Annotated in this window: 8 protein-coding genes and 1 pseudogene; 2 read left to right on the top strand and 7 right to left on the bottom strand. The window is 63.3% G+C overall.

Annotated features, from left to right (window positions below):
• The 3 genes from Q8K05_RS01465 to Q8K05_RS01455 all read right to left on the bottom strand — a co-directional run.
• A partial coding sequence (locus Q8K05_RS01465; protein ID WP_305244774.1) for an Ldh family oxidoreductase occupies positions 1 to 738 on the bottom strand: 738 nt, incomplete at its 3' end.
• Positions 735 to 1625: an NAD(P)-dependent oxidoreductase gene (locus Q8K05_RS01460; RefSeq protein WP_305244773.1), complete on the bottom strand. Its 891-nt coding sequence runs from the start codon at positions 1623 to 1625 to the stop codon at positions 735 to 737. The genes Q8K05_RS01465 and Q8K05_RS01460, both read right to left, overlap by 4 nt.
• Positions 1622 to 2443: an HpcH/HpaI aldolase/citrate lyase family protein gene (locus tag Q8K05_RS01455; protein WP_305244772.1), complete on the bottom strand. Its 822-nt coding sequence runs from the start codon at positions 2441 to 2443 to the stop codon at positions 1622 to 1624. Before Q8K05_RS01455 ends, Q8K05_RS01460 begins: the two co-directional genes overlap by 4 nt.
• Before the next feature lie 105 nt (positions 2444 to 2548).
• On the opposite strand from Q8K05_RS01455, the gene Q8K05_RS01450 reads away from it, so the two are divergent.
• Positions 2549 to 3232, top strand: coding sequence for a GntR family transcriptional regulator (locus Q8K05_RS01450; protein ID WP_305244771.1), 684 nt, complete (start codon positions 2549 to 2551; stop codon positions 3230 to 3232).
• A gap of 10 nt (positions 3233 to 3242) precedes the next feature.
• Positions 3243 to 4640 (top strand): ATP-dependent RNA helicase DbpA, encoded by a 1398-nt coding sequence (gene dbpA / locus Q8K05_RS01445; RefSeq protein WP_305244770.1) that lies wholly within the window; start codon positions 3243 to 3245, stop codon positions 4638 to 4640.
• A gap of 124 nt (positions 4641 to 4764) precedes the next feature.
• Here the strand turns inward: dbpA and Q8K05_RS01440 are convergent, their stop codons facing one another.
• From Q8K05_RS01440 to Q8K05_RS01425, 4 genes and pseudogenes are all read right to left on the bottom strand, one after another.
• Positions 4765 to 5739, bottom strand: coding sequence for a branched-chain amino acid ABC transporter permease (locus Q8K05_RS01440; protein WP_305244775.1), 975 nt, complete (start codon positions 5737 to 5739; stop codon positions 4765 to 4767).
• A gap of 42 nt (positions 5740 to 5781) precedes the next feature.
• Positions 5782 to 6666, bottom strand: a complete 885-nt coding sequence (locus Q8K05_RS01435) for a branched-chain amino acid ABC transporter permease (protein ID WP_305244769.1) — start codon at positions 6664 to 6666, stop codon at positions 5782 to 5784.
• A gap of 77 nt (positions 6667 to 6743) precedes the next feature.
• The gene (locus tag Q8K05_RS01430) at positions 6744 to 7940 is read right to left on the bottom strand and encodes an ABC transporter substrate-binding protein (protein WP_305244768.1); all 1197 of its coding nucleotides are present in this window, start codon (positions 7938 to 7940) and stop codon (positions 6744 to 6746) included.
• A 75-nt stretch (positions 7941 to 8015) separates the two neighbouring features.
• A pseudogene (locus tag Q8K05_RS01425) lies at positions 8016 to 8168 on the bottom strand (ABC transporter ATP-binding protein); the annotation flags it as partial.

Raw genomic sequence — 8168 nt, 5'->3', positions numbered from 1 at the left:
CATGGCGGCGCCGGCGAGCGCGCCGGAGAGGATTTCGATGAACAACGCAAAGCCCGAACCCTTGGCGCCGGCGAAAGGCAGCACCACCCCATTCCAGGCGTCGTCGGCATTGGTGGTGGGCTTGCCCTGGGCGTCGAGGGCCCATCCCAGCGGGATCGGGTCGCCTTTGCGCTGGGCAACGAGGATCTTTCCCTTGGCAACGACCGACGAAGACATGTCCAGCGCGAAGGTGCCGTAACGTCCCGCAGGCACCGCAACAGCGAACGGGTTGGTGCCCAGCGTCGGTTCCATCGCGCCCCAGGCCGCCATGCCAATCGGCGAGTTGCAGCCGGAGATGCCGATGCAGTCGTGCGCGAGGGCCATGCGCGTGTAGTGACCGGCCACGCCGTAGTGATTGCTCTGGCGCGCCAGCATGACACCGCAGCCGAACTCGCGCGCGCGGGCGATGGCCTCTTGCATGGCATGGGTTCCGACAACCGCGCCGGGTCCGTTGTCGCCCAGCACCGTGCCGGTGGCTCGCGCGCCCTGCACGGTCATGGCCGGCTGGGCATTGACCACGCTACGACGCAACCGCTCCACGTAGATTGGCAGCCGGCTGACACCATGCGACTCCACGCCCCAGAGGTCGGCGTTGACCAGGCAATCAGTGACCTGGCCGGCGTGTTCCCCAGACAGGCCCGTGGCGATCAGCGTGTCGCGGCAGAAATGTGAAAGCGCATTGACCGCGACGACTGTCATGCCTTGCCCTCGTCCATGCCGGACATCTGCTGCACCAGCGCGCCGACAGCGCTCCAGTCCAGGCCAGCCATGCCGCTCTCGACCATTTTGGTGAACAGCGGTTCGGCAGTGCTGGTGACGGGCGCGAACACGCCGCTCTCGTTTTCCAGGTCCAGCGCCAGCCGCAGATCCTTGAGCAACAGATCAGCACGGAAGCCAGGCGCGAAAGATCGCCGGATCAGGCGCAGCGTATGGTTCTCGATCACCGCGCTTTTGGCGCTGCCGCCCAGGAGGGCGGCGCGCACCAGCATCGGGTCGGTGCCGGTTTTCAGGCACAGCGCCACCATCTCTGCCGCGCCCAGCATGGATGCGATCACACAGATCTGGTTGCAGGCCTTGCAGATCTGGCCCGCGCCGGACTCGCCGATGCGGTTGATGGTTTTGGCAAAGCCCTGGAACACGGGCATGCACTGCTCGAACACCGCCAGCGGCCCGCCGACCATGCAGGTCAGCGTGCCATCGGTGGCGCCCTTCTGGCCGCCGCTGACAGGTGCATCCAGGAGCGTGACGCCTTGCATGGCAAGTTTTTCGCTCATGGCCTGCGTGCCTTTGGCCGAGATGGTGCTGGTGTCGATCACCACGGCGCCCCGGGCCAGCGTGGTCGCCAAACCATCTTGGCCGAAGATCACCTCCTCCACGTCCTGCGTGTTGGACACACTGAGCACGACGACATCACTGCGCGCACCCACCTGCGCAATCGTCGGTGCCAGGTGAGCGCCACGCTCGACGAAAGGCGCAGCCTTACCTGGCTGGCGCGCGTACACGGTCATGGGAAAACCGTTTTTCATCAGGTTGGACGCGATGCCTGCGCCCATGACACCCAGACCCACAAATCCGATGCGCGTCATGCCTTGACTCCCGCGGGTTGCAGCTTGTTGAGGAACGCCGCGCGCTGCTTGCCGCCCGCCATCATGAAAGCCACATCGGCGCCGCCCAGCATGAAGCGCACGCCTGCCACGATGTACTCGGCCATGAGCGCCTCTTCATAAATGCCGCCCATGCCGGCGAACTTGCCGTGCCGGCGGCAGGCGTCGATCGTGCTCGCATACGCGGCGCGCATGCGCGCATGCCCGAACTCGCCGGGGATGCCCAGGTTGGCGGCCAGGTCGTTGCTGCCGACCAGCAGGACATCGACACCTTCCACTGCGGCGATGGCGTCGGCATTGGCAATCGCCTGCGCGGTCTCCAGCATGACAACGACCAGGGTGTTCTCGTTGAGCAACTCGATGGCCTGGGCGATGGGCAGCGCCTGGAAGCGCAGCTGCGGGAGGGCCCCTGTCAATGAGCGGTCGCCCAGCGGCGGGTACAGGCAGCTGCGCACCACGGCGCGCGCCTGCTCGGCTGTGTCGATATGCGGCACGACGATGCCCTGTGCGCCGGCGTCCAGCATGCGCGACGCATGGTGATGCTCGTGGCCTGGGACGCGGGCGATCGGCGTGATGCCGGTGACCAGGGCCGCCACGCACATGTCGGCGGCAGTGCCGGGATCGATCATGTTGTGCTCAAGGTCGATGAACAGCCACTGGAAACCGCAGGCATGGCCAATGCCGGCCGCGTCCGCTGTGCGCATGCGGCTGACGTTGAAACTGGCGGCCAGGCCGCCAGCCTGGAGGATTTCCTTGGTCCGGTTTGGCACCGGTACGACATTTCCAGCAGGGTCAAGCATTTTTGTCCAACATAAATTCGTTCAATGTTCATATTGTTGGACAATAAAATTAATAATGCCAGCATCTTTCGGGTAAACACCTATGATTGCCTTACACTTCGCCCCATGCTTGACACTGAAGAACTCGATCATCCACTCAGCCAGTCCGTGATCCAGCGCGTCAGCGCGCAGATCGAAGCCAAGGTGCTCAACCGCGAGCTGGAGCCGGGCAGCAAGCTCAACGAACAGGCCATGGCCCTGCAGCTGGGCGTCAGCCGCGGCGCCCTGCGCGAAGCCATCCGTTTCCTGGAACCGACGGGTCTGGTCGAGGTCATCCCCAATCGCGGCGCCTTTGTGCGGCGCATCAGTCTGGAGGACGTGCTCCACCTGTACGACCTGCGCGCCGGCATCTCGCGCACTGCGGGGCGGCTGTTGACCATCCGCGCTACGGGTCCCCAGCTGCAGGCGCTTTTCGAAATGCACGAGGGCATGAACGCCGCCTGCGAAGCGGACGACGTGGACAGCTACCATGACCTGAACCTGCGCTTTCACCAGGCGCTGTCCGAGTACACCGGCAACCCGCGCCTGCAGCGCCTGGACGCGGGCATCGCCAAGGAACTGGCCCTTTTCATGCGGCGCGGCGTGTTCACCAATGCCAGCGCGCGCCGGTCCTGCTTCGAGCACGGCGAGCTGCTGAGGGCGATCAAGGCCGGCGACAGCGAAGGCGCTGCGGCCGCATTCGAGGCTCACGTCCTGACCGGAAAGCAGCGCATGCTGGACTCGATCTCGTTTTCCAGGACGGACGGTTAAGCTCCATGGCTTGACCTCCTTTGACACACTCCCCCTGAACCCCGCCACGCTGGCCAATCTCCAGCGCCTGGGTTACCTTTCCATGACACCGATCCAGGCTGCCAGCCTGCCGGCCGCCCTGCTAGGCAAGGACCTCATCGCCCAGGCCAAGACCGGCAGCGGCAAAACCGCCGCTTTCGCGCTGACCCTGCTGTCCAACCTCAATGCGCGCCGCTTTGCGGTCCAGTCGCTGGTGCTGTGCCCCACACGCGAGCTGGCCGACCAGGTCACCACCGAAATCCGGCGCCTGGCGCGTGCCGAGGAAAACATCAAGGTCGTGACCTTGTGCGGCGGCGTCGCCTTGCGCGGGCAAATTGCCAGCCTGGAGCACGGTGCGCACATCGTGGTGGGCACGCCGGGCCGCATCATGGACCACCTGGGACGCGGCAACCTGAACCTGGAGGCCATGAACACGCTGGTGCTGGACGAGGCCGACCGCATGCTGGACATGGGCTTTTTTGACGACATTGCCACCGTCGCCAAGCAATGCCCGAAAGAGCGCCAGACCCTGCTGTTTTCGGCGACTTACCCCGAGGGCATCGCCAAGCTCAGCCAGCAGTTCATGAAGAGCCCGCAAACCATCACGGTGCAGGCCCAGCACGAGAAAAGCAAGATCCGCCAGCGCTGGTACGAGGTGCCTGAAAGCGACCATGACGAAGCGCGCCTGAACGCGGTCGGCCTGGTGCTCAAGCATTACCGCCCGGGCAGCACGCTGGCGTTTTGCAACACCAAGTCGCAGTGCCGGGCGCTGGTGCAGCAGCTCAAAAACCAGGGTTTCAGCGCGTTGGCGCTGTATGGCGAGCTGGAGCAGCGCGAGCGCGACCAGGTGCTGGTGCAGTTTTCCAACCGCAGCTGCTCGGTGCTGGTGGCGACCGACGTGGCGGCGCGCGGGCTGGATATTTCGCAGCTGGAAATGGTGATCAACGTGGATGTGACGCCGGACGCCGAAATCCACATTCACCGCATTGGCCGCACCGGCCGTGCCGACGAGGAGGGCTGGGCCATCAGCCTGGTGAGCATGGACGAGATGGGCTCGGTCGGCAAGATCGAGCAGCTGCAAAAAACCGTGTCCGAATGGCACAAGCTGGCCGAACTCACGCCTGCCAGCGACGAGCCACTGCTGCCGCCCATGGCCACGCTGCAAATTGTGGGAGGCCGCAAGGAAAAAATCCGCGCCGGCGACGTGCTGGGCGCGCTGACCGGGGAGGCCGGTTTCACGCGTGAGCAGGTCGGCAAGATCAATGTCAACGAGTTTTCAACCTACGTGGCCGTGGACCGCACCATTGCCGCCGATGCGCTGCACAAGCTGGCGATGGGCAAGGTCAAGGGGAAAAGTGTCAGGGTGCGGCTGCTGGACGATGCGTCTTGAAGACGTCGCCAATCTGATATTTCTTTATAGTCAAATCAGACTTTCGTCCATGCAAACAGGGCGCAATAAGCTATTGAAATAATAGCGAATCTTGTTGCCTTATTGCAGGCTGTCAGCCGATGTCTCAGGGTTGCGTGGGCACAACCTTGGCAGCAGCAGCCTGCCGGCGCCGCTCCAGCCACGCCTGCAGCTCGCCGACCACGCCCTTGCGGAAGGCCAGCACGCACAGCACAAAAATCACGCCGATGATCACGGTCACCCAGGAGCCGACCTTGTCGGCCAGCAGGTTTTGTAGCGAGTTCACGATGCCTGCGCCGAACACCGGCCCGAAGAAGGTGCCGACGCCGCCCAGCAGCGTCATCAAGATCACCTCGCCCGACATCGACCAGTGCACGTCGGACAGCGTGGCAAAGCCCATCACCAGTGTTTTGAGTGAGCCGGCCAGGCCGGCCAGCGCGGCCGACAGCACAAAGGCCAGCAGCTTGTAGCGGTCCACCTGGTAGCCCAGCGAAATGGCGCGCGGCTCGTTTTCACGAATCATCTTGAGCACCTGGCCGAAAGGCGAATGCACGATGCGTGAAATGACCAGAAAACACGCCACAAACACGGCGAGCACCAGGTAATACATGGCGGTGTCCGACTCCAGCGACAGCAGGCCGAACAGCGCGCCGCGCGGCACGCCTTGCAGGCCGTCCTCGCCGCCGGTGAACGGCGCCTGCAGGCAGACGAAATAAACGATCTGCGCCAGGGCCATCGTGATCATCGCGAAATAAATGCCCTGGCGCCGGATCGCGACCGCGCCGATCACCAGGCCGATCAGGCCCGAGGCAACAACACCGGCTGCAATGCCCAGCTCGGGCGTCCAGCCCTGTGACTTGATGAGCCAGCCGGTGACGTAAGCAGCCGAGCCGAAAAACGCCGCATGGCCGAAAGACAGCAGGCCGGTAAAGCCCAGCAGCAGGTTGAAGGCACAGGCAAAAATGGCGAAGCACAGCAGCTTCATCACAAACACCGGGTAGAGCCCGAGCATGGGTGCCAGCAGCGCCAGGATCAGCAGCGCAATGTAAGTAACGCGAATCAGTTTGGCGGCTTGGGTCATCAGGGTGTTGTCAGTGAGGGGGTTGATGGCGTTGCTCATGGTTCAGGCCTCCTTGCCAAAAAGGCCCGCCGGACGAATCATCAGCACAATGACCATGATGACAAACACCACAATGCTGGACGCTTCCGGGTAGAACACCCGCGTCAGCCCTTCGACAATGCCGAGGCCGAGACCGGTCAGGATGGAGCCCAGAATCGAGCCCATGCCGCCGATCACCACCACCGCAAATACCACGATGATCAGGTTCGAGCCCATCAGCGGATTGACCTGGATGATGGGCGCGGCCAGCACACCGGCCAGCCCGGCCAGGGCGGCGCCGGCGCCGTAGGTCAGCATCACCATCAAAGGCACGTTGATGCCGAAGGCCTGCACCAGCGCGGCGTTTTCGGTGCCGGCGCGCAGGTAGGCGCCGAGCCGGGTGCGCTCGATCAGGTACCAGGTGCCCAGGCACACCACCAGCGACACTAGCACCACCCAGGCGCGGTAGTTCGGCAGGATCATGAAACCCAGGTTGGTGGCGCCGGACAGCAGTTCGGGCACGTCATAGGACTGGCCCGACACGCCATACATCTCGCGGAAAATGCCTTCAAGAATCAGCGACAGGCCGAAGGTCAGCAGCAGTCCGTACAGCGGGTCGAGCTTGTACAGATGTTTCAGGAAAAGCCGCTCGATCACGACGCCGAGCGCACCCACCGTCAGCGGTGCCAGCACCAGCGCAAACCAGTAATTGATGCCCAGCTTGTCGAGCATGATCCAGGCGGCAAACGCGCCCAGCATATAAAGTGCGCCGTGCGCAAAATTGACAATGCCCAGCAGGCCGAAGATGACCGCCAGCCCGAGGCTGAGCATGGCGTAAAACGCGCCATTGACCAGGCCCAGCAGCAGCTGGCCCAGAAACGCTTGATGGGGAATACCGAAAATTTCCATGGAGACCCGTCAGTTCATGCCTTGAGATGCGAAAAAACGGCCGGCCGCATAGGCGGCCAGCCGATCTGGGCGTCAGATTATTTCTTGAGCAGCGAGCATTTGGACTCGGCCACCGTGGTGAAAGCCTGCTCGCCGGGGACCTTGGCAATGGTCTTGTAGTAGTCCCATGGCGTGGTCGATTCCTTGACCGACTTGACCTGGAACAGGTACATGTCGTGGATCATGCGGCCGTCGGCGCGGATCTGGCCCTTGTTGTAGAAGTCGTCGATTTTCATGCCCTTCAGGGTGGACATCACCTTGTCGCCGTCCGTCGTTCCGGCAGTCTTCACCGCGTTCAGGTAGGCCGTGGTGGCCGAGTAGTCGGCGGCATGCAGGCTGGAAGGCATGCGCTTGTACTTGTCGAAGAAGCGCTTGGAGAACTTGCGCGAGGCGTCGTCCTGGTTCCAGTACCAGCTGTCGGCCAGCTGCAGGCCTTCGGTGTTGGCCAGGCCCAGGCTGTGCACGTCGTTGATGAACACCAGCAGGCCGGCGATCTTCATGGTTTTGTTGATGCCGAACTCCTTGGCCGCCTTCATCGCGTTGGTGAAGTCGCCGCCGGCGTTGGCCAGGCCCAGGATCTGCGCCTTGGACGACTGCGCCTGCAGCAGGAAGGAAGAGAAGTCCGAGGCGTTCAGCGGATGGCGAACCGCACCGACCACCTTGCCGCCGTTGGCCTTGACCACCGTGGAAGCGTCGCCCTCGAGCGAGTAGCCGAAGGCGTAGTCGGCCGTCAGGAAGTACCAGTCCTTGTTGCCCGCCTTGACCAGCGCGTTGCCCGCCACCTTGGCCAGTGACACGGTGTCGTAGGCGTAGTGCACCGTGTAGGGGTTGCAGTCTTCATTGGTCAGGCGGGCCGAGCCGGCGCCGATGACCAGGAACGGACGCTTCTTCTCGGCCGCGACCTTGGACATGGCGATCGCCGTGCCCGAGCTGGTGCCGCCGACCAGCATGGCCAGGTTGTCCTTGTCCATCCACTCGCGGGCCTTGGAGCTGGCCACGTCGGCCTTGTTCTGGTGGTCGGCGGTCAGCACCTCGATCGGGCGGTTCAACACCTTGCCGCCGAAGTCCTGCACCGCCCACCTGATCATTTCGGCGCCGGCCGGTCCGTCGATGTCTGCGTACAGTCCGGCCATGTCGGTGATGAAGCCGATCTTGACCGGGCCGGTGCTGGTTTGCGCGGATGCCGCGGCGGAAAATCCAATGGCCAATGCGGCGACGAGGGTCTTGAGTTTCATGGTGTCTCCTGGTTAGGTGTCGAAAAGAGGGTTGAAAATCTGGAGTATCTTGATTTGTCGGGTGCCGGCGCTGAGTCAAACGCCCAGGTATTCCTGCAGCATGCCCATGTTCTGGGTCAGCTCGTTTTGCGCAAACTGTTTCACGATGGTGCCGTGCTCCATCACGTAAAAACGGTCGGCCAGCGGCGCGGCAAAGCGGAAGTTCTGCTCCACCAGCACAATGGTGTA

This window comes from Polaromonas sp. (assembly GCF_030682935.1).
Classification (GTDB): domain Bacteria; phylum Pseudomonadota; class Gammaproteobacteria; order Burkholderiales; family Burkholderiaceae_C; genus Polaromonas.
This window is presented reverse-complemented; position numbering and strand designations above follow the sequence as displayed.

Bases quoted from the DNA above. Each gene is read 5' to 3' on its own strand.
- Q8K05_RS01460 (WP_305244773.1), bottom strand. From the start codon at position 1,625: ATGACGCGCATCGGATTTGTGGGTCTGGGTGTCATGGGCGCAGGCATC.
- Q8K05_RS01455 (WP_305244772.1), bottom strand. From the start codon at position 2,443: ATGCTTGACCCTGCTGGAAATGTCGTACCGGTGCCAAACCGGACCAAG.
- Q8K05_RS01450 (WP_305244771.1), top strand. From the start codon at position 2,549: ATGCTTGACACTGAAGAACTCGATCATCCACTCAGCCAGTCCGTGATC.
- Q8K05_RS01440 (WP_305244775.1), bottom strand. From the start codon at position 5,739: ATGACCCAAGCCGCCAAACTGATTCGCGTTACTTACATTGCGCTGCTG.
- Q8K05_RS01435 (WP_305244769.1), bottom strand. From the start codon at position 6,666: ATGGAAATTTTCGGTATTCCCCATCAAGCGTTTCTGGGCCAGCTGCTG.
- Q8K05_RS01430 (WP_305244768.1), bottom strand. From the start codon at position 7,940: ATGAAACTCAAGACCCTCGTCGCCGCATTGGCCATTGGATTTTCCGCC.